This window comes from Marinifilum sp. N1E240, from assembly GCF_009295825.1.
In the GTDB taxonomy this organism is placed as follows: Bacteria; Bacteroidota; Bacteroidia; order Bacteroidales; family Marinifilaceae; genus Marinifilum_A; species Marinifilum_A sediminis.
Genome location: NZ_WHKF01000002.1, coordinates 13,920 through 34,987, shown reverse-complemented (window position 1 = coordinate 34,987; position 21,068 = coordinate 13,920). Strand labels below are relative to the sequence as shown.

The following is a 21,068-nucleotide window of genomic DNA, read 5'->3' as shown; positions in this document are numbered from 1 at the left end:
TATTGTTTTTAGCTATTCTGTTTTCTAATTAAATTTAAAGCACTACCAGCTTTAAACCACTCAATCTGCACATCATTGTACGAATGGTTCGCTACAACTTTATCAGTTGTACCATCTTCATGAGTTAATTTAAGACTTAATGATTTTCCTGCTTGAAAATCCGTTAAACCAAGAATATCAATTTTGTCTTTTTCCTGAATTTTATCGTAATCAGCTTTATCTGCAAATGTTAGAGCCAATACACCTTGCTTTTTAAGGTTGGTTTCATGAATACGAGCAAATGAACGTACAATGACTGCCTTCACACCTAAATGACGTGGTTCCATTGCTGCATGCTCTCTTGATGATCCTTCGCCATAGTTTTCGTCTCCTACAACTATAGATCCGATTCCACTTGCTTTTAAAGCTCGTGCCGTTACAGGAACTTCGTTGTACTCTTTCGATACCGGATTGTAAATTGAGTTGGTTTCCTCGTTATAGAAATTCACCGCTCCAATTAACATGTTATTCGAAATATTATCTAAGTGTCCACGGAAACGCAACCATGGACCAGCCATTGAGATGTGATCAGTTGTACATTTTCCTTTCGCTTTTATAAGCAGATTCAATCCTTCATAGTTCTTGCCATTCCAATTTTCAAAAGGAGCTAACAATTGCAATCTCTCAGAATCTTCACTCACCTCTACAACAACACTCGATCCATTTTCATTTGGAGCCAAATAGCCCGAATCTTTCATATCAAATCCATTTGGAGGAAATTCAAATCCTTTAGGCTCATCCAACTTCACCTCTACTCCATCTTCATTAATCAGAGTATCTGTCATTGGATTAAAACATAAATCACCTGCAATTGCCATTGCCGTTACAAGTTCTGGTGATGCAACAAATCCGTGAGTATTTGGATTCCCATCATTTCTCTTTGCAAAATTTCTGTTGAAAGAAGTAATGATTGAATTTTTCCTTGTAGGATCATCCGTATGACGTTTCCATTGCCCGATACATGGACCGCAGGCATTCGCCATAATAACCCCACCAATATCTTCAAATTCCTTTAAAATACCATCTCTTTCGGTAGTATAGCGAACCAACTCAGAACCTGGTGTCACAACAAATTCCGCTTTTACTTTCAACTTCTTATCTTTTGCTTGCTTTGCTAAAGATGCCGCTCTTGATAAATCTTCATAGGAAGAATTTGTACAGGACCCAATCAAACCAACTTCAAGAGTTTGTGGATAATCATTTTTTTTAACCGCATTGGCAAAATTACTTAGGTCATGAGCCAAATCAGGTGTAAACGGACCGTTAATATATGGCTGTAATTCTGATAAATTAATCTCAATTACTTGGTCGTAATATTGCTCAGGATTCGCAAATACTTCTTCATCAGCACGAAGATGTTCCATTACTTCATCAGCTAAATCTGCAACTTTCTCGCGTTCGGTATGACGTAAATAATTACTCATATTCTGATCGTAAGCAAAAATAGAAGTAGTTGCACCAATTTCAGCTCCCATATTACAAATTGTTCCTTTACCTGTGCATGACATGGCATCAGCACCTTCTCCAAAATATTCTACAATTGCACCAGTTCCTCCTTTTACGGTAAGAATTCCTGCAACTTTCAAAATCACATCTTTAGGCGATACCCAACCACTTAATTTCCCAGTTAGTTTAACCCCAATTAATTTAGGCATTTTTAGTTCCCAAGGCATACCAGCCATTACATCTACAGCATCTGCACCACCAACACCAATGGCAACCATTCCCAAACCACCTGCATTTACAGTGTGTGAATCCGTTCCAATCATCATACCTCCAGGAAATGCGTAATTTTCAAGCACAACCTGATGGATAATTCCTGCTCCTGGTTTCCAGAATCCGATACCATATTTATTAGATACCGACTCTAAGAAATTATATACTTCATTATTTTGTTGTTTGGCATCAGCCAAATCCTTCTCTGCACCTGTAGCTGCCTGAATCAAATGATCGCAATGCACAGTTGAAGGAACCGCAGCCTTTACTTTTCCCGCATTCATAAACTGAAGCAAAGCCATTTGAGCAGTAGCATCCTGCATTGCAACTCTATCGGGAGCAAAATTTACGTAATCTTCTCCTCTTGTGAATTTCTCTCCCTTTTCTTCTACAGACAAATGAGAATACAATATTTTTTCACTAAGCGTTAATGGTTTCCCCAGAGTTTTTCTGGCTTTATTCACCCTATCGGGCATTTTCTCATAAACAGATTTTATCAAGTCAAAATCAAATAGCATGTTCAATGAATTTTTGATTAATTTTTATTTTACTACACTTCATTACAAAACCTCAAACTTGAATTGTCCTTTTAAAAGCATATTGTTTTCGGATTTACCGATCTTTTTATGTCTTTTATTGATGTAGCGACACAAATTCGGATGTTTTGTATTCCAGATATTTAGCAGCTTTCAGGATTTATAATCCGATGTTAAATATCTTTAAATTCAAATATCTAAATATAATAAAAACTTGGTATATTAAAAAGATGAAACCGAAAATCTTGTTTAAGAATTTACCAATCCTTTAACACTACAATTTCTATCTCTTTTACCAGTATTTCCCCCTTAAAAAAATGTAATTTCAGGTCCTGAATTTTATTTTGGAATTAATAAAGGCTAGACACGTCCTTTTTTTCCAAATTCGACCACCTGAAGGTCTTTAATATCCTTACGATCGATAGTAAATTTCACGAGAGTTTGTACTTGATGAAATCCCTGTATTCCTGAAGCTCCCGGATTAATGTGTAAGAGGTTCAAATCTTTATCGAATACAACCTTTAAAATATGCGAATGTCCAGATATAAAAAGCTGTGGTGGATTCTCGAATATTTCTGGTTTTACATTCCCATCGTATCTTTTCGGATATCCTCCTATATGAGTCATCCAAACATCAACTTCCTCACAAGTAAATCTCTGATGTTTAGGATGGACAGATCGAACTTCTTGCCCATCAATATTGCCATGAACGGCAATCAGTGGTGCGATTTGGGCTAAGGCATCAGCAGTTTCCATATTTCCAATATCTCCAGCATGCCAAATTTCATCACACTCTTTTAAATGTTTTAGTGCTACTGAATCTAAATGTCCGTGAGTATCCGAAAGTAAACCAATCTGCTTCATTCATCTGTCTTTTCACAATTTCGAGGCGTGAAGATAAAAAAAGAATAGCAGAAAAAGTAGATTGAAATCAATTTAATTAGATCAAGACTTAATAGACTTACTCATTTTTCCAGATATATTTTACTTTAGATTATACTTAAACATCTGTATAGGTTATCGGTTTAAATTATTACTTTTGCAAGCTCAAATTTGAAAGTAAATACAATACTATAGATGGGGTTTAAAGAAGAGATACAAAGACGCCGAACTTTCGGAATTATATCACACCCTGATGCGGGTAAGACAACATTAACAGAAAAATTGCTTCTATTTGGTGGTGCAATCCACGTTGCAGGAGCAGTAAAATCAAATAAAATTAAGAAAACGGCAACTTCCGACTTCATGGAAATTGAACGTCAGAGAGGGATTTCTGTTGCAACTTCTGTTATGGGATTTGAGTATGAAGGACATAAAATTAACATTCTCGATACTCCGGGTCACCAGGATTTTGCCGAAGATACATTTCGAACTTTAACTGCTTGCGATAGCGTTATTATCGTAATCGATGTTGCTAAAGGTGTGGAGGCTCAGACTCGCAAATTGATGAAGGTTTGTAGAATGAGAAAAACTCCCGTGATTGTGTTCATTAATAAAATGGACCGCATGGGAAAAGATGCATTTGATCTTCTGGATGAAATTGAACAAGAATTACAATTGAGTGTAAATCCTTTAAGTTGGCCTATTAATATGGGACCTGATTTTAAAGGAGTTTACAACATATTTCAGAAAAATTTAAGCCTATTTACTCCTGCAACTCAAACCGTTGAGGAAAGTATTGAATTTGATGACTTATCAAACCCAATGCTTGAAGAATATATTGGTGAAGATGCTGAAATTTTAAGAGAAGAATTGGATTTGGTTTCTGGAGTTTATCCTGAATTCAATGTGGAAGAATATTTGGATGCAAAAATTGCTCCTGTATTTTTCGGTTCTGCTTTGAATAATTTTGGAGTTCGTGAGCTTTTGGATGTATTTATTAAAATTGCACCATCACCTCTGCCTTGCCAAACTGTTGAGCGAGTAATAGAACCCCTTGAAGAGAAGTTTTCTGGTTTTGTATTTAAGATTCATGCCAACATGGATCCTAACCACCGAGATCGAATTGCTTTCGTAAAAATTGTATCGGGAACATTCAAAAGAAATAAGCCATATCTACATGTTAGAAATGGAAAGAAATTGAAATTTTCCAGCCCTACAGCGTTTATGGCTGAAAAGAAATCTATCGTTGAGGAAGCTTTCCCAGGAGATATAATTGGTTTGCACGATACAGGAAACTTTAAAATTGGTGATACCTTAACCGAAGGAGAAAAAATCAACTTTAAAGGAATTCCTAGTTTCTCTCCTGAATTGTTTAAATACATCGAGAACGCAGATCCTATGAAATCAAAACAGTTGGCAAAAGGTATTGACCAGCTAATGGATGAAGGGGTTGCTCAGTTATTTGTATCACAATTTAACGGTAGAAAAGTAATTGGAACCGTTGGTGCACTTCAGTTTGAAGTTATAGAATATCGTTTGTTACATGAATACAGTGCATCGTGTAGATGGGAGCACATTAACCTTCACAAAGCTTGTTGGATTAAAACAGAAGACGAGGAGCAATTGAAAGAATTTAAAAAAGCGAAATACCAATATATTGCAAAAGACAAGCATGGCAGAGATGTATTCCTTGCCGATTCTGGATATATGTTGCAAATGGCTCAACAAAACTATCCTAATCTTGAATTCCACTTTACATCGGAATTTTAATAATCGTTTTTGCAGACTGAAAAATAATAAGATATGGCTTTAACAGAAGGATTAAGCGCAACACAAGAAATGATTGTTGGTGAAAATAATACCGCCAAATATCACGGTTCAGGAAAACTGGATGTGTATGCTACACCAGCAATGGTGGCATTTATGGAAAGTACCGCAGTTGCATGTGTTGATAAAGATTTGGAAGTAGGAACAGATACTGTTGGAATTCAAATCGATACCAAGCACATTAAAGCAAGCAAATTGAATACTAAAATTTCTTGCACTGCGAAACTGGTAAAAGTTGATGGAAAAAAATTAACTTTCGAAATTGAAGCTTCTGATGAAGAAGGACAAATTGGTTCTGCTTATCACGTTCGCTACATTATCGATCCAGTAAAATTTATGAGTAGATTGTAAGAATATCTTCAATTATATATGAAAGCCTGAAAGATTTATTCTCTCAGGCTTTTCTATTTTTACATTAATCTTTTTTCTCCTTCCAATGTCTTGATATCAGTTAAATCCTGACTTACTTCTATACAACCTTTATAAACTCCATTTTCGTCGCGTAAAGCGAAGTATTGTATCAGAATAAAGCGACCTTTCATCTGAATCCAAAACGGTTCACTATCCTTTTCTCCGCTTTTAAACGCTTTTAACAAATCTTCAACCACATTCACACTCTCGGGTGGATGACAATTTTGAACAGTTCTTCCGATTATGGCTTTTGATCTTGTGAAAAAGCGATCTTTGGGATTTGAGAAAAACCTTACTCGATCATTTTCATCAATCATGGTAATGTCTACAGGCAGATGATTCAATAGCATCATAGCCTGCTGTAATGTAATTAATCCTGTATCGAAATTTAATAGGGTATCGTTTAATTGAAGAGTATCCAACTGCTCTCCTTCAAAAGTAAAGGCTTTCTTTGGTGTATTCTTAGTTTTTGTAAAAACAGGAGGCTCAATAAAACTAAAACCAATTTCCTCGCTTTGATAATTCATTTCCTCCCACAACTCTTCCGATACAGCATTGACTGCTACTGGAAACAATAGATATTCCTCTCTGAAAATTACGGTATTCATAAAGAAGAAAAGATCTCCCATAAGCTTATTGATTCTTTGTAAATCCAAAGAATTATTACTTAACACTTCTACCAAATCCTTTCTTACCTTGCGGATATCATCATGAATTGACCACATCACTCCCAAACATTTAAATTCAGGATATTGATTTTCGAAATAGGGGAAAAATACATTCTCTTTACGAGAATAATGCTTTTCGATCTCAGCCAGCTCTTCAATCTTATGCCTCAGAATTGATACAGTTTTTAAAAGATCCTTTTCATCTGCCTGCTGATTGATTTGTTTTGCCAATGGTTTAATCTCATTCAATCGAGTTTCCAATTCCCTATTTTCTCTCATCATTATTTCTAAAAAATGATTTTGAGAGAATTTTAGCTTAGGCTGATTTAAAATCGGTTTGTAAAAAACATTCAAAGCTTTATTGATTCCAATTTTCATATCACTCATTGGCAGGTTCGCTTCTACCAAACGATGCACAACCACAACAATATCATTGGCTGTTACACAATCAATCGCCTCTTGATGTTTCTTTATTAGCTCTGTTCCCTTCTCTCCATTAATCAACTTAAAACAGAAATCAAAAATGGATTCAATACGAGCTTTATTATTATTTATAAACTCTGACATACTAGTATTTTAACGAATTATATATTCGATGAAAATACGATAAAAGCCAATGCATAACAACACAAAATACTTCTTATCTATTTTTCATGTATCAGATAATGCTTTAAAATAAATTCAATATCCAATTTTGAATTATCAGGGTACTTGATTTTCCCTAAATGCCAATCTTCTTTAATCCACTGCTTAATTTTCTTTGGTCCGTCAAACTCTAAATCCTCTATCACAAGAACTCCCATCTCTTTTAACGCATGAGCATTGCACATTTGTTCAAATTGATTTTTCATTGGAATTACAGCCAACTTTTTTCCCAAAAACATACTTTCCGCCGGAGTTTCAAATCCTGCACCACATAGCACACCTTCACAATCCTTTAATTTATTAATAAACAATTCTCCATTAACAGGATTAATTTCCACATTATCGGCTCTGTACTTTTCTTTGCTATGTTTTGAAAACACAATCCACTTACTCGATGAAAAATGAGAAAGAACAGATATTAATTTCTCATCGGAATAGGCAGGTAAATAGACCAAATAATAGCCTTTATTATCAGATTCTAAAACTCTTATTTCTCGTCGGATAACTGGTGTAAACATGTTATGTCCATACTCCTGAAAATGAAAACTGACATTCTGATTGCAAGGCGCATACTTTTTTAAAATCTGAAATCCGAATGCATCAATCTTTTCAGGCATAGGAGTTCTGGTATTCAGCATCGCAGATTGATGACTTAATCCAAGACAAAACACCTTCTTTATTTTGCAAGCCCAGGCCGTTACTGGCTCAAAATCGCTAATTACTAAATCATATTCTTCAACCGGAAGAGTTCTTATATCTTTAATAAATCGATAGATATTAAACTTTCTAATTGTTTTCAAAAAATCAATCCCTCCATTTTTACCAAAGAAAAAGCCTAGTCCTTGTTTTTTATATTTTATAGGGTGTTTAAATTCTAAATCGTGATGTAAGCCTGATATTAAAATGTCTACGTCAGCTACTTTCTGAAAATGTGGTATTAATTCTATAGCTCTACTTAAATGTCCATTTCCCGTTCCTTGTATTCCGTAAAGTATTCTCATTGTTTAGGATACTTTTAGATTTGAACCAGCCATAAATTCAGACAAAAGTTCTTTAAATATTTTCTCATTATCGTCGAGTTTGTAGCTTTCTAGATCCAGTTCCATTGCTTTTGCTTTCTGATCCTCATCATATTCATAGATCTTCCATTCTCCATCGTTGTATTCTAAGGAACTTAAACTCTCTACCCAATCTCCTGAATTTAAATAAGTAGTTGATCCATTTTTAGATGAAATTTGCTTCTGCTCGGGTTGATGTATGTGTCCACACAACACAAAATCATATCCTTTATCAATTGCTATTTCTGCGGCAAGTCGTTCAAAATCATTAATGTATTTAACGGCTGATTTTACACTATTTTTAATTTTCTTAGATAAGGAAACTTTCTCTCGCCCCACTAATTTGGCAAAATAGTTCACCGCTGAATTTATCATGATTAGCAGATCATAACCAATAGATCCCAAACGTGTTAACCATTTTGCATACTGCATGGTAATATCAAAAACATCTCCATGAAAAACCCATGCTTTTTTTCCATTAATGTTCAATATCAATTTATTTACAATGCTGAGTTTTCCCAATGTGAAACCTTCAAATTTCCGAAGAAGTTCGTCATGATTACCAGTAATATAAAATATTGGAATACCTTTAGATAATAGAGAGGTGAAATGCTTAATAATTCTCATGTGAGATTTAGGCCAATATCTCTTTTTAAACTGCCAGATATCAACAATATCACCATTTAAAATTACTTTTTTTGGCTGAATTGAATTCAGGTACTTTAGAAGCTCTTCTGCTCGACAACCTTTCGTTCCTAAATGGATATCCGATAGAACAAGAACCTCCACTTCTCTCTTTACTTTTGTCATAAGTTCAACAACTTGATTATATCCAAAAGTAAATCACTCATGTTACTTCAATAATAATCTTGATTTAGGATATAATAAATATTAACAAGGTCAATATTAAAAATATGTAATCTTTTAAAATCAATATTAAGTAGTTGTCACTGCAAGTCATTGGGTTTAATATAAAAAATAATGTTAGAATGGCTCGGTATTTGTTTTTCCCATAAAACAGATAATAATTTTTAGAAAACCATATCAATTCATAATCGTAGTATCCATTTTAAATCTATTTTTGCTACAATTAAAATCCCACTAAATATGAATAAAACTATACACTACATTTGTTTTGCTCTTATTGTTATTTCCTCAGCTTGTAGCTCGGGAGAAAAAGCATTGCAACAAGGAAACTATTTTGCAGCAGTATCAAAAGCTGTTGATCGATTACGGTCAAATCCTGATAAAGTAAAGGCACAAGAAACATTACTTCGCAGTTATCCTTTAGCCATTAATTGGTACGAAAGAGAAATCAATAGTTTGATGGCATCTTCTGATCCATTTAAGAACACAAAAAGTGTTGACAAGTACAATTTATTAAATAGAATGTACAATGACATCAACAGATGTCCGGCTGCTATTGAATTAATCCCAAATGCAAAATCGTTCCATAACGAATTAGAATTGGCTAAACAGAATGCTGCACCAGAATGCTATGAGGCTGGAGTGAGAGAACTTGCCAAAGGAGGAAGACAAGATGCTATCAACGCATATAATCACTTTAACAAAGCAAATACCTTTGTTCCAAACTACAGAGACGTTCAAGAAAAATTAGCTGAAGCTGAATATATAGCTACTTTAAAAGTGGTGATAGAACATATCCCCGTTCACTCAAAAAGGTATCAAGTAAGTGCTAAGTTCTTCCAGGATCAGGTTACACAGTATATTTTTCACAATATCAAACGAAAATTTGTGCGCTTTTATACTCCTAAGCAAGCAGAACTTGAAAAATTAGAATATCCAGATCAAGTTATTGCAATAGGGTTTGAAGAGTTTATTATAGGAGAAACGCATGATACTAACTTCGAAAAAGAAGTAACAAGTGCCGATAGTGTTGAAGTTGGAAGTACAACTCTAAAAAGTGGTGAAAAAATAAAGGTTTACAATAAGGTTAAAGCTAAACTTCACATTCACAATCGAGAAGTAATTTCCAAAGGTTTACTTGCCTTAAAAGTTATTGAATTTGACAATCAGAAGATTCTTAATCAAAAACAATTTGCGGGACAGTTCAATTGGTTCTACGAATGGGGACACTTTAATGGCGACGAAAGAGCATTAACAGAAAAAGAATTACAAATTTGTGAAAACGAGCCTATTCTTCCTCCTCCACATCAAGATTTATTCATTGAATTCACAAAACCAATTTACAAAGATCTAACACAAGAATTAAAAAGATTTTACAATAGATATTAAAAACCTAAGGCATTGATTCATCGTCAATGCCTTTTTCTTTTATTTGCTGTCTCTACAATTATCACAGTTGGAAGCTCTTTTTTCGTAATCGATAATTCTTCCTCTAGAATCATGCTCGAAACTACAACATTTGCTTAAAGCCTCTTTTAACATACTTCTGCCTCTTTGAACTCTCGATTTTGCAGCTGAATAGGAAATATGCAGTTTCTCTGAAAGTTCTTTTTGACTTAATCCATTCAATTCGGATAACATTAAAGCATCTCTATAATCTTCAGGTAAGGATTTAATCATAGGAACGATACAGGATTGAATATCTTCCAATGCTCCAGGATCATTTTCATCCTCTAGGTCTGAAATTTGATCGTCCTGCTTTGAATGTAGTTCTGATCTCCTGTAATAATCAATTATGGTATTGCGAGTTATCTGAAACAACCATGCTTTCACCTTGCGCTCTTCCTGCAAGCTATCTATTTTGCTGTGTATTTTAATAAACACCTCCTGAAGAATATCCTCTGCCATTGTAGGATCGGACACTCTTTTTTGGATAAAAGCCAACAACTGTTTGTGATAAGTTCTCCAAATATGCTCTACCATTTCATCTTTCTAATTTTACTCTACTAGTGAACAAAAATACAAAAAACAGCAAAACAATCTAAACTGGTTCTAAATAAAAACGTCACCTCCTATTGATTCTCTTGATGTACTCATAGATTCAATAATAGATGACGATATGAAAATTAATTAGTAGTGGTTCTCCTATTTACCAGGAGTAATATCGTACACAAAGGAATTAACAGCCACAGTTTCCACCGCAACCACAGGCGTCATTTGCATACTTAAGATCTTTAAATTGATCTGCAATTGCATCTTCTTTTTTATCTGGTGGACATTGACACGGACCTAATCCCTTGCATGCACAATCCTTCAAAGCTTTCTCTTCAGGAGCATTTAATACCTGATTTACCAATTCTGTATTTACGCTATCATCATTACAGCAAACACCTGTATGATACAATTGAGATCCGCAACATTCGTTATTCATATGCTTATTTTTTGATTTTCTTCATTTAAATTTTCTACTCTCATTCGGGTAGACGCATATGAATGCAAATGGGTGCAAAAAAAATCGACAAAAATTTAACTTTTTTGCCGATTCTTATATAAGTTTCTAATTTCTATGAATATAGTTGTAATCTGTAAGTAAGGTTTGAAAAAATTGCTCAGGTGGCATTTCTGTTTTTATACCAAGTTGATCGGAAACTTTCTTTCTTGCCTTTAAACCAAAAGTCAATTTTTCTACATGATCTTCCATTTTGCTTAATTGGCTAATCACTTGTTTAAATAACTCCAGATCTTTATCCTTCACTTTTTTTACCTCGGGGAAAACCAATTGGTAACCTTCGGGTATATCTTCCAGAATGGTATTCTTTAATGTTATTTTACTAGTTGTTTTAACAACAGTAGTTTTTGCCAAGATATCACCAACACGTTGTCCTTTTTCTCCTATAACGATAGTTAGTATAGCAGCAACCCCATTGGTTAAGGTAATATCAACTAATCTAAACATCCATCTGATAAGATAACTAATAAAATCTGCAGAATCCCCATCAATTTTGCATACTTTAATTTTCATGATCTTTTTACCCGGTGTTTGCCCACTCATAAAAACTTCAAACAACAAAGTGTAAAAAAGAAATGGTATCGTTATCAGAAATACAAAAGCATACGCTTCTCCTAAAGCTCCAAATAACAATCCACAAAACATGAAACAAACTCCTATAAATAAAACATCAAGAAGATAAGCGGCAATTCTTTCCCCAACGCTAGCCAAAGGAAAGCTTAATTGTACGTTCTGTGTAGTTTCAATTCCAATTTTCGACATAAATTTCAATTCGTTTAAGATTAAACGAAGATACCTATCATAAACAAAAGATAAAAATTTCGAAGCTATTTTAATCAAATGACAAAATACATTTCATTGCCAATCTGAAACTTACAAATACCAAGTAAAATTAACAGTAAAAGTGATTTGTTTATTTCCTGATTTAAGATAACTTTATCACTGTAACATAGACCACTTGCCTACCCTATATGAAAGAAATAGTATTCCTGAATCGCAACAAGCACAAATGGGAAAAATTTGAAAAACTATTAAATCAATCATCCGATAGTGATCCGGATACGATTGCCAATTTATACATTCAGCTTACCGACGATTTATCATACTCGAGAACTTTTTATCCCGGATCTTCAACTACTATCTATCTGAACCAGTTGAGCATGCGTGTGCATCAAAAAATCTACAAAAATAAAAAGGTTCGAAAAGGTGCGTTCAAAAACTTTTGGAAAACCGATTTACCATTAACACTATACCAAATCAGAAAACAACTGCTATATGCTTTTCTAATATTTATTGTAGCGGTATTTATTGGAGTTTTATCGTCACGAGGAGATCAAGCTTTTGTTCGTACTATACTTGGCGATGACTATGTTAATATGACAATTGACAACATTCGAAAAAATGATCCTATGGCTGTGTACAAACAACATGGTCAAACAGAAATGTTTTTAGGCATCACAGTCAACAATATAAGAGTTTCCTTTATAGCTTTTGTATTTGGGATATTTACAGCTTTTGGAACTGGATACATTCTATTCTCCAATGGCATAATGCTTGGGAGTTTTACCTATTTCTTCATAAAACACGATCTTTTTTGGGAAACAACTCGTGTTATCTGGATTCACGGAGCCTTAGAGATTTCGGTAATTATAATTGCCGGAGCCGCTGGAATCACTCTAGGAAATAGCTTCATTTTTACAGGAACTCTTCCAAGAAAAGTATCCATACAAAATGGTGTAAGAAAAGGAATTAAAGTAATAGTAGGAATATTCCCAATATTTATAGTAGCAGGTTTTTTAGAAGGATTTGTTACCCGACACACCGAAATGCCAATCGCATTAAGCTGGAGTATTATTTTAAGCTCATTTGCATTTATAATTTGGTACTTCGTTATCAATCCAGTAAGAGTTTATCAAAGCAAAAACAATTAATTAATAACTACCAAAAAGAAAAAAATGACAAGTAACGATTTTAAATTTGAGAAGGTTCGTGACTTCGGAGCTTTATTTAGTGATACTTTCTTATTTATTAAGCAGAATTTTAAAAACCTGGCTAAAGGACTTCTTTACTATGTATTTCCAATTAGCTTGATACAGGGTGTTGTATTAGGCTTGATTCAATTTAACAGTCTAACTAATTTATCATCCGGAGGAAATATTTTTACTCAAGGATCAAGTTTTCTTATTATCACAACTTTTATCAGTTACTTTTTAATGTTACTTGCTTATTCATTTGCAATGTCATTTGTAATGAACTACGTAAACACCTATAGAGAAAAAGGAGCAAATAATTTTGAATTAAGTGAAGTATGGAAACGAATGATTACTAACATTCCACAGGTACTTGGAGCTTTATTCCTTTGTGGTCTGTTGTCATTGGTAGGTTTTTTTATTTTACTAATTCCTGGCATCTACATTGCAATTTGTGTAAGTCTGGTAATTCCAATCGTAATTTTTGAGAAAGAAACTGTTGGTTCTGCTATTAGCAGCTGCTTTAGCCTAATAAAAAACAACTGGTGGAATACTTTCGGATTTTTATTTATCATTAGTATAATTGGCTACTCATTAAATTTCTTTGTTCAACTTCCTAATTTCATTTACCAGATGGTTGTTGCTATTTTTATGAGTACCGGTGATCCAATTACGCCAAGTAAAGCTTTAAGTATCTTGTTTTCTATAATCCAGGCATTAGGATATGCATTTATTCAGGTTTTACCAATAACAGCAATTGTAATTCAGTACTTTAATTTAATTGAAAAAAAGCAAAGCCCATCTCTATTAAAAGACTTGGAAACTGTAGGCACCGATGAGTAAATTTCTAAAAATAGTAATCCTAAACTGCTGGTTCCTGATTTTTTCGGGAACCATGCTTTATGCTTCACAAACAAATACAGCAAGCGATACCTTAATTTTAGATAAGGGACAGGTTAAAACCTACAAAAAGGACATCTCGAAAGACAGAATAAAAGAGTATCGTCAACTAAAAGATTTCAATTACGATTTATCGGAACCAGAATCAGTAAATATATTCGAAAGAATACAACTGATGGTTCAACGTTGGCTGGCTTTTATCAGTAAAAGTTTGGGTGTTATTTGGTATTTAAGATACATCCTAATTGGCGGTTTAATTCTATTCCTGATTTTTATTATCGTAAAAAGCAATTCAAGTGGCTTATTTAAACCTCACCAAAAAATAATTCCAATACAGTTTACTGATAATATGAATCCCGAAACTGTAAACTGGGAAGAAGAAATCGCTAAAGCACTAAAAAATAAAGAATACCGATTAGCCGTTCGCTATCAGTTTTTAGCCTCACTTAAAACCTTAAGCAAACTAGATTTTATCATTTGGAAATCGGAAAAAACAAATTACGATTACATTCTTGAAATAAAAGATACGAACATTAAAACCGAATTCTCAGAACTGAGTGCATTGTACGAAGCAATTTGGTATGGCAATTTTCCAATTGTTCAGGAAGATTATACCTCGATAGGAAATGATTTTGAGCGTTTCAATTCAATGTTTAATACTAACAGAAAATAATTCAAATGAAATTAGTTGTTCCAAAATCCATCTATCCTTTTATCGGAATATTGATTCTACTGTTTCTTGTTGAATTATTTACTCCTACCCCAATAGATTGGACTCAAAATTTCAATTCAAACGATAAAAGACCTTATGGATCTTACCTACTTGTGGATCTTCTGAAAACGGAGTTTTTTCCGAATCGAACTATTGAGCATGAGACAGTACCTGTTTTTAATTATGAGTATGAAGAAGATGAGTCAGTTTTAAAAAATTACATCTACATCACCAATCATTTGGATATGAAAGATTGGGATGCTGCTAGATTAATTGAACTTGCAGAACAAGGAAATCAAATTTTTATTGCTGCATCCAGCATCGGTAAAGCTCTGGAAGATACTCTTAAATTAAGCATTAATACCGATCTAAGAATTGCTCACCTAACTAAGAACACTCGAATTCAATCCTTCGAAAACGAAAAAATCTATCGTAATAAAACATTCAATTTCGAGAAAGCTTTTGATCCTTCTTTTATTGACAAATTTAACAAAGACAGTTTGATTGTACTTGGTCGCAATTCAGAAAAGGAAGTGCAATTGATTAAGAAAAAAATTGGCAAAGGAAACCTATTTTTAAGTTGCCAACCCTTAGCCTTTACCAATTACAATATTCTTTCGGATAATAATGCAGAATATATCGCTGGAGCATTTAGTTATTTACCCAATTATCCAATTGTATGGGATGAATATTACAAGCCAATGCGCGCTATGCGTTCCAGTTCTCCACTTAAATATCTTTTAGTCAATCCTCCATTGCGCCTGGCATTTTACTTGCTGTTTTTCTCCTTAGTATTCTTACTGATTTTCCAGGGAAAAAGACAACAGCAAATCATTCCGATAATAGAACCATTGCGAAATACTTCTCTTGATTTTATTCGAACACTTGGTGCATTGTATTATACGAGTAGGAACCACAAAGATATTGCTGATAAAAAGATTAAGCATTTTAAAGAATTCATTCGAAGCAAGTATCATACAGAATTTGCAGAAAAAAACCTTCACGAATTAAGTGTTCGTTCAGGTATCGCATTAAAAACCTTGCAAATTCTACATCAGCAAGCAAAATCAGTAAAAGAGTTAAACCAACTTACACAAGAAGGTTTAGAAGATTTTCATTCAAAAATTGAATACATCTACGACAATTGTAAATAAAAAAATAAGATAAAACTCAATATGGAAAGTAAAGCACACTTCGAAAGCAGAATTGATTTGAACGAATTAAATCAACTGATAAATCAGATAAAATTTGAGATTCAAAAAGTAATCATTGGTCAGGAAAAAAACATTGATTTACTACTTGTGGGTTTATTTGCAAAAGGACATGTTTTAATTGAAGGTGTTCCGGGAATTGCAAAAACCTTATCGGCAAAGTTACTTGCTAAAGCAATCAATTCCGATTTTTCAAGAATACAATTTACACCTGATTTGATGCCTTCAGATGTTTTAGGAACTACCATATTCAACATGAGTAAATCGGAATTTGAATTCAATCAAGGTCCAATTTTCTCAAACATTGTTTTAATTGATGAGATCAATCGTGCTCCAGCAAAAACCCAAGCTGCTTTATTTGAGGTAATGGAAGAATTTCAGGTGAGTATCGATGGACAAACCTATAAAATGGATGAACCATTTTGGGTGCTGGCTACACAAAATCCAATTGAGCAGGAAGGAACTTATCGCCTACCAGAAGCACAGCTAGACAGATTCCTAATGAAGATAGAATTCGATTATCCGAATGAAGATGAAGAGGTAAACATATTGAATACAAAACATGAGCGCAGAGGTAATTTGGAGATTCAAGAAATCTCGAAAGTAATTGATGCCAACCAGATTCAAGCCTTACAGAAAATTGTACAAGATGTTCATATCGATGAGAATCTTCGCAAATACATTGTGCAAATCGTTCAGAATACAAGAAAACATTCAGGTGTAATTTTAGGTGCTTCTCCTCGTGCCTCTGTTTCGGTAATGACAGCAGCAAAGGCTTTCGCAGCTATTCGTGGACGTGATTTTGTTACTCCTGATGACATCAAACAAATTGTTGCGCCAGTTCTTCATCACCGATTAATTTTAACCCCTGAAAAAGAGATGGAAGGAATATTGGCTAAAGAAATCATAAATGAAATTTTGGAAGGAATTGAAATTCCTCGCTAAGCTGTATCAGAAAATTCATGTACTCATTAAACTAAAATTTTCACTTCATCAGTTCAATTGATTGCAAATGAAATTTATTAAATCATTATATCTTCATCCCTTATTCTACTGGATAATAACTGCAATTGCCGTTGTATCGGTACTAGGTTATTTTTTTTCCATTTTATTCGCTATTGCACGATTGCTGTGTTTACTTTTTGTCATAGTTATAGGATTAGACATCGCTTTACTCTATAGAGTTAAAAATGGGATACAAGCGAGTAGAAAATGTCCAGAGAAATTATCAAATGGCGATGAAAACCCAATTAGCATAAATGTTGAACACAATTACAACTTTTCCATTGGTGTTGAATTGATCGATGACATTCCTGTTCAATTTCAAAAACGAGATTTTCATTATTGCTTTACACTTAAAGTTGGCGAGGGGAATCTAATCAATTACAATTTGCGACCACTTGCCAGAGGTGAATATCATTTCGGAAATATCAATATCTATGCCAGTTCCTTTTTGGGAATCGTGAAACGCAGATATCGAATTGATGCAAAAGAAATGCTTCCTTGCTATCCATCTTATATGCAGATGAGACAGTACGAATTGATGGCTATTTCGAATCGATTAACCGATTTTGGAGTGAAGAAAATTCGTAGAATTGGTCATCAGATGGAATTTGATCAAATTAGAGAATACGTAAAAGGTGATGATTATAGAACCATTAACTGGAAGGCTACTGCAAGAAAATCGCAAATCATGGTCAATCAATATCAGGATGAAAAAGCACAACCGGTTTATTCCATTATTGATTGCGGACGTTCTATGAAAATGCCGTTTTATGGACTTAGTTTATTGGATTATGCCATAAACACAAGCTTGGTAATTTCGAATACAGCTGTGTTAAAACATGATAAGGCAGGACTTCTGTGCTTTGGTGAAAAAGTTCAAACTCATATACCGGCAGGCGGAAGACGAACTCAGGTTAAGAAAATAATGGAGGTGCTTTACAATCAGGAAACCACTTACCCTGAACCTAATTTTGAGCTGTTGTATACTTCGGTGAAACATTACGTTCGTGGACGCAGCTTACTGATGTTATATACCAATTTTGAAAGCCTGGATTCCATGAAAAGACAACTTCCCTATCTGCAAGGTTTGGCAAAAGATCATCTTTTAGTGGTTGTTTTCTTTAGCAATTCAGAAATACATGAGATGACCAGACAACCAGCCAAAAGCATAGAAGAAATCTATGTGAAAACCATTGGTGAAAAATTCATGTACGATAAAAAATTAATTGTAAAAGAATTGGAAAAATATGGAATACATGCGATATTAACCGATCCGAAAGATTTAACCATTAAGACACTAAACAAATATCTTGAATTGAAATCAAGAGGATTAATTTAAATCAAATGCCATGAAGCAATTCGTTCTTATACTCTTTACAGCAGTGTTATTTCAATTTTGTGGAAATTCTCAAAATCCAAGAATAGAAATTCAAACCTCCCTGGGAGTTATCGAATTGGAGATATTTGAAGATAAAGCCCCGATAACAGCGAAACATTTTCTTAAAAATATCGATAAAAATATATTTGCAGAAGCTTGTTTTTACAGGGTTGTTCGAATGGATAATCAACCTCACAATGATATTAAAATAGAAGTTATTCAGGGTGGATTGTTTCACGATTCAATTGTAGACAATCTTCCCACTATTCAACATGAAACTACGAAAAAAACAGGCATTCTTCATACTGATGGAGTAATATCTATGGCACGCTTAGAACCCGGTTCAGCAAGCACCGAATTCTTTATTTGTGTTGGAGATCAACCCGACTTGGATTATCAAGGCAATCGAAATCCAGATAATCAAGGATTTGCTGCCTTTGGGAAAGTAATCTCCGGAATGGAAGTCGTAAGAGAAATTCAAAAACTGGAAGATGAAGGTCAAATGCTTAAACAACACCTCCCAATTCTATCCATTAAAAGAAAATAGTTAAATAAGATTGAGCAACTCTCTTATGTTTTCAATCTCGTGAAAGTTAGCATTCTCAATTTCTTTTTCTGAAACCAATTCGTGCTCCCATGTGGTATGAAAAGGGACATGTACCGCATTACCTCCTATATTTAATACTGGAAGTATATCCGATTTTAAAGAATTCCCTACCATTAAAAACTCTGCAGGTTTTATATCTAAATGTTTGATCAACTTTTCGTAATCCGCATCCTTTTTATCGCTCATTACCTCGATATGGTGAAAATATTTTAGTAAACCTGATTTCTGAAGTTTTCGCTCCTGATCCAACAAATCTCCTTTGGTAGCAACAATTAATCGGTATTTTCCTTGTAAATTTTTAAGCACTTCAACTACTCCATCAAGCAATTCAATGGGTTTGTTTATTTGCTCTTTTCCCAATTCAAGAATAGCGCTTATTTTTTCGGATGATACATTGCCATTTGTAATTTTCAAACTTGTTTCTATCATCGACAAGGTAAAAGCCTTTGTGCCATATCCATAAAGCGGAATGTTTCCAATCTCAACTTCAAATAATTCCTTGGTTACTTCGTCAAGGCTCATTCCATTTCGCAACAATTCACAAAATTTTCTTTCAGTTTGTCTAAAGTAAGGTTCATTCACCCATAAGGTATCATCTGCATCAAATCCAATTACTTTACAATTTTGCATAGGAACAATTTCTAAATTTTAAGCTGGCAAGCTACTAACTATCTTTTAAAGACCAAAGGTCATAGGACCAATTCAAACCATTTATATTGACTTTAGCCTTAGTATTGCGTACATTTAACCTATTCCAGCCATCATTTTATTACTACCCAGTTTCAGGAACTTAATAAGATATAATATGGAAAAATTACACTATCAAGATCATCCTTCGCGCTTTCTTCGCCTTATTGGACGAATTTTTGGCTTCATGATTACAGGTGTTTTTATTCTGTTTATGGTACCCGAATTTATTGCAATTCTAGAGAATCAAGGCAACAATACCGAACTTTGGATATTCATTTTCTATGCACTTTCACTCACCTATGGCTTTGGTTTTCTTATCTCCTTTTGGAAAATAAAAACAGGTGCTCAAATTATGGTCATCTCCAGTTTTGCCATTGCATTATACGGTTTTTTAGATTCTATGAGATGGGAAGTTTTTCTTCTACTAATACCGCTCTCCTTTTCAGGAATCCTGTTTCTTATCTATTCGAAAATAAAACAGAAACATTTACACTAATTCCGATTTCTTAACTTTATCAACTGAAATAATATTGCTCTGATCTAACTTTTCGCTACCATTCCATTTGTATGCAACCAGGCTTCCACCATTTGCTACGCATCCATCTACACAGCACAAGTTTTCACGAATAACACCCGCTTTACTATTCAAACAGTAATGCCCGAAAAAAACTGGTAGTTCATCAAGAGAATACAGAGGAATATCATAGCACAATTGAGAAGGAATGGTATATTCTGGCAAGTGAAATCTATTGCCAAAGGAAATATCTTCAAAACTTTTACCATTCATAGGCTCCCACCACTTGATACGATAAGCCGAACGCTTAAATCCATAGGCATCTTTCAAAATCATATCATCCGGAAAGTTAAATTCTCTCCCCTTTAAAAGAAGCATTAACGCTTTAAACACCTTGCCTCTTTCAAAATAAACACGTCTCAAAAATGTTTTACTCAATCTATTTTCAGGATTTTCTTTTTTCAAGAGCGCAATAGCTTTATCATCCCAACTTGCATGAACCACCCTAAATTCGTCTAATTCAAGAAAAATAGGTAATGATCTCAGCCATTTTAGACATTCTTTTCGTCTGGATTTATCAAGTTTGAACTCTTCGTAAGTATTTTTGATTTGAGTTTTATTCTTCAAATTGTGCTCCCTTAAAAACTGTCCATCCTCATCTTTTGTGTAATAAGTCAACACGTTTAACTCGTGATTGCCAACAACCGCATAAGCATTACCGGCTGTTACCATCTTCTTCACAATTTCGAGCGTCTCAAATATTTTTGGTCCACGATCTACAAAATCACCAACAAAAACAGCCTTTCGTTTCGGATGATAAAATCCATCCTCTCCATTCTCATAGCCAAGAGTTAACAACATGTGTTGTAATGTATCTGCTTCGCCATGAATATCTCCTATTATATCGTACACGTTTTTTCCTG

21 protein-coding genes are annotated in these 21,068 nt (G+C 34.0%); 11 read left to right on the top strand and 10 right to left on the bottom strand.

Features of this window, described 5'->3' with window-relative positions:
* Positions 1–8: 8 nt before the first annotated feature.
* Both GCQ56_RS05215 and GCQ56_RS05210 read right to left on the bottom strand, forming a co-directional pair.
* Positions 9–2,273, bottom strand: coding sequence for an aconitate hydratase (locus tag GCQ56_RS05215; RefSeq protein ID WP_152733358.1), 2,265 nt, complete (start codon positions 2,271–2,273; stop codon positions 9–11).
* Positions 2,274–2,651: 378 nt separating this feature from the next.
* Positions 2,652–3,155, bottom strand: coding sequence for a metallophosphoesterase (locus GCQ56_RS05210; RefSeq protein WP_152733357.1), 504 nt, complete (start codon positions 3,153–3,155; stop codon positions 2,652–2,654).
* Positions 3,156–3,368: 213 nt separating this feature from the next.
* On the opposite strand from GCQ56_RS05210, the gene GCQ56_RS05205 reads away from it, so the two are divergent.
* A complete protein-coding gene (locus GCQ56_RS05205) occupies positions 3,369–4,943 on the top strand; it encodes a peptide chain release factor 3 (RefSeq protein WP_152733356.1) in 1,575 nt (524 codons plus the stop codon).
* A gap of 33 nt (positions 4,944–4,976) precedes the next feature.
* A complete protein-coding gene (locus GCQ56_RS05200; RefSeq protein WP_152733355.1) occupies positions 4,977–5,351 on the top strand; it encodes a thioesterase family protein in 375 nt (124 codons plus the stop codon).
* Between the two features lie 59 nt (positions 5,352–5,410).
* Here the strand turns inward: GCQ56_RS05200 and GCQ56_RS05195 are convergent, their stop codons facing one another.
* The 3 genes from GCQ56_RS05195 to GCQ56_RS05185 all read right to left on the bottom strand — a co-directional run bounded on the left by GCQ56_RS05195 (position 5,411) and on the right by GCQ56_RS05185 (position 8,592).
* Positions 5,411–6,646, bottom strand: coding sequence for a DUF438 domain-containing protein (locus GCQ56_RS05195; protein ID WP_152733354.1), 1,236 nt, complete (start codon positions 6,644–6,646; stop codon positions 5,411–5,413).
* A 77-nt stretch (positions 6,647–6,723) separates the two neighbouring features.
* Positions 6,724–7,725, bottom strand: a complete 1,002-nt coding sequence (locus GCQ56_RS05190) for a glycosyltransferase family protein (RefSeq protein ID WP_152733353.1) — start codon at positions 7,723–7,725, stop codon at positions 6,724–6,726.
* 3 nt (positions 7,726–7,728) lie between these two features.
* Positions 7,729–8,592, bottom strand: a complete 864-nt coding sequence (locus tag GCQ56_RS05185) for a UDP-2,3-diacylglucosamine diphosphatase (protein ID WP_152733352.1) — start codon at positions 8,590–8,592, stop codon at positions 7,729–7,731.
* A 297-nt stretch (positions 8,593–8,889) separates the two neighbouring features.
* Here GCQ56_RS05185 and GCQ56_RS05180 point away from each other — a divergent pair, with 297 nt between their 5' ends.
* Positions 8,890–10,038, top strand: a complete 1,149-nt coding sequence (locus tag GCQ56_RS05180) for a hypothetical protein (protein WP_152733351.1) — start codon at positions 8,890–8,892, stop codon at positions 10,036–10,038.
* A gap of 39 nt (positions 10,039–10,077) precedes the next feature.
* On the opposite strand, the gene sigZ is transcribed toward GCQ56_RS05180, so the two are convergent.
* The 3 genes from sigZ to GCQ56_RS05165 all read right to left on the bottom strand — a co-directional run bounded on the left by sigZ (position 10,078) and on the right by GCQ56_RS05165 (position 11,920).
* Complete coding sequence (sigZ, locus tag GCQ56_RS05175) at positions 10,078–10,632, bottom strand: RNA polymerase sigma factor SigZ (protein WP_152733350.1); 555 nt, start codon at positions 10,630–10,632, stop codon at positions 10,078–10,080.
* A gap of 196 nt (positions 10,633–10,828) precedes the next feature.
* Positions 10,829–11,080, bottom strand: a complete 252-nt coding sequence (locus tag GCQ56_RS05170) for a hypothetical protein (RefSeq protein ID WP_152733349.1) — start codon at positions 11,078–11,080, stop codon at positions 10,829–10,831.
* Between the two features lie 126 nt (positions 11,081–11,206).
* A complete protein-coding gene (locus GCQ56_RS05165; RefSeq protein ID WP_152733348.1) occupies positions 11,207–11,920 on the bottom strand; it encodes an RDD family protein in 714 nt (237 codons plus the stop codon).
* Between the two features lie 209 nt (positions 11,921–12,129).
* Here GCQ56_RS05165 and GCQ56_RS05160 point away from each other — a divergent pair, with 209 nt between their 5' ends.
* The 7 genes from GCQ56_RS05160 (at position 12,130) to GCQ56_RS05130 (ending at position 18,881) form a co-directional block, all read left to right on the top strand.
* Positions 12,130–13,089: a stage II sporulation protein M gene (locus tag GCQ56_RS05160; protein ID WP_152733347.1), complete on the top strand. Its 960-nt coding sequence runs from the start codon at positions 12,130–12,132 to the stop codon at positions 13,087–13,089.
* Positions 13,090–13,113: 24 nt separating this feature from the next.
* A complete protein-coding gene (locus GCQ56_RS05155; protein WP_152733346.1) occupies positions 13,114–13,971 on the top strand; it encodes a hypothetical protein in 858 nt (285 codons plus the stop codon).
* On the top strand, positions 13,964–14,701 hold the full coding sequence (locus tag GCQ56_RS05150; protein WP_152733345.1) for a hypothetical protein: 738 nt from the start codon (positions 13,964–13,966) through the stop codon (positions 14,699–14,701). The genes GCQ56_RS05155 and GCQ56_RS05150 overlap by 8 nt, the downstream gene beginning before the upstream one ends.
* Positions 14,702–14,706: 5 nt before the next feature.
* Positions 14,707–15,894, top strand: a complete 1,188-nt coding sequence (locus GCQ56_RS05145; RefSeq protein WP_152733344.1) for a DUF4350 domain-containing protein — start codon at positions 14,707–14,709, stop codon at positions 15,892–15,894.
* 21 nt (positions 15,895–15,915) lie between these two features.
* Positions 15,916–16,896, top strand: a complete 981-nt coding sequence (locus tag GCQ56_RS05140) for a MoxR family ATPase (RefSeq protein WP_152733343.1) — start codon at positions 15,916–15,918, stop codon at positions 16,894–16,896.
* Between the two features lie 67 nt (positions 16,897–16,963).
* A complete protein-coding gene (locus GCQ56_RS05135) occupies positions 16,964–18,295 on the top strand; it encodes a DUF58 domain-containing protein (RefSeq protein ID WP_152733342.1) in 1,332 nt (443 codons plus the stop codon).
* A 10-nt stretch (positions 18,296–18,305) separates the two neighbouring features.
* The gene (locus GCQ56_RS05130; RefSeq protein ID WP_152733341.1) at positions 18,306–18,881 is read left to right on the top strand and encodes a peptidylprolyl isomerase; all 576 of its coding nucleotides are present in this window, start codon (positions 18,306–18,308) and stop codon (positions 18,879–18,881) included.
* Here the strand turns inward: GCQ56_RS05130 and GCQ56_RS05125 are convergent, their stop codons facing one another.
* Complete coding sequence (locus GCQ56_RS05125; RefSeq protein WP_152733340.1) at positions 18,882–19,571, bottom strand: HAD family hydrolase; 690 nt, start codon at positions 19,569–19,571, stop codon at positions 18,882–18,884.
* A gap of 175 nt (positions 19,572–19,746) precedes the next feature.
* Here GCQ56_RS05125 and GCQ56_RS05120 point away from each other — a divergent pair, with 175 nt between their 5' ends.
* Positions 19,747–20,127, top strand: a complete 381-nt coding sequence (locus GCQ56_RS05120; RefSeq protein ID WP_152733339.1) for a hypothetical protein — start codon at positions 19,747–19,749, stop codon at positions 20,125–20,127.
* On the opposite strand, the gene GCQ56_RS05115 is transcribed toward GCQ56_RS05120, so the two are convergent.
* Positions 20,119–21,057 (bottom strand): metallophosphoesterase, encoded by a 939-nt coding sequence (locus GCQ56_RS05115; RefSeq protein ID WP_152733338.1) that lies wholly within the window; start codon positions 21,055–21,057, stop codon positions 20,119–20,121. The genes GCQ56_RS05120 and GCQ56_RS05115 overlap by 9 nt on opposite strands.
* Positions 21,058–21,068: the final 11 nt, after the last annotated feature.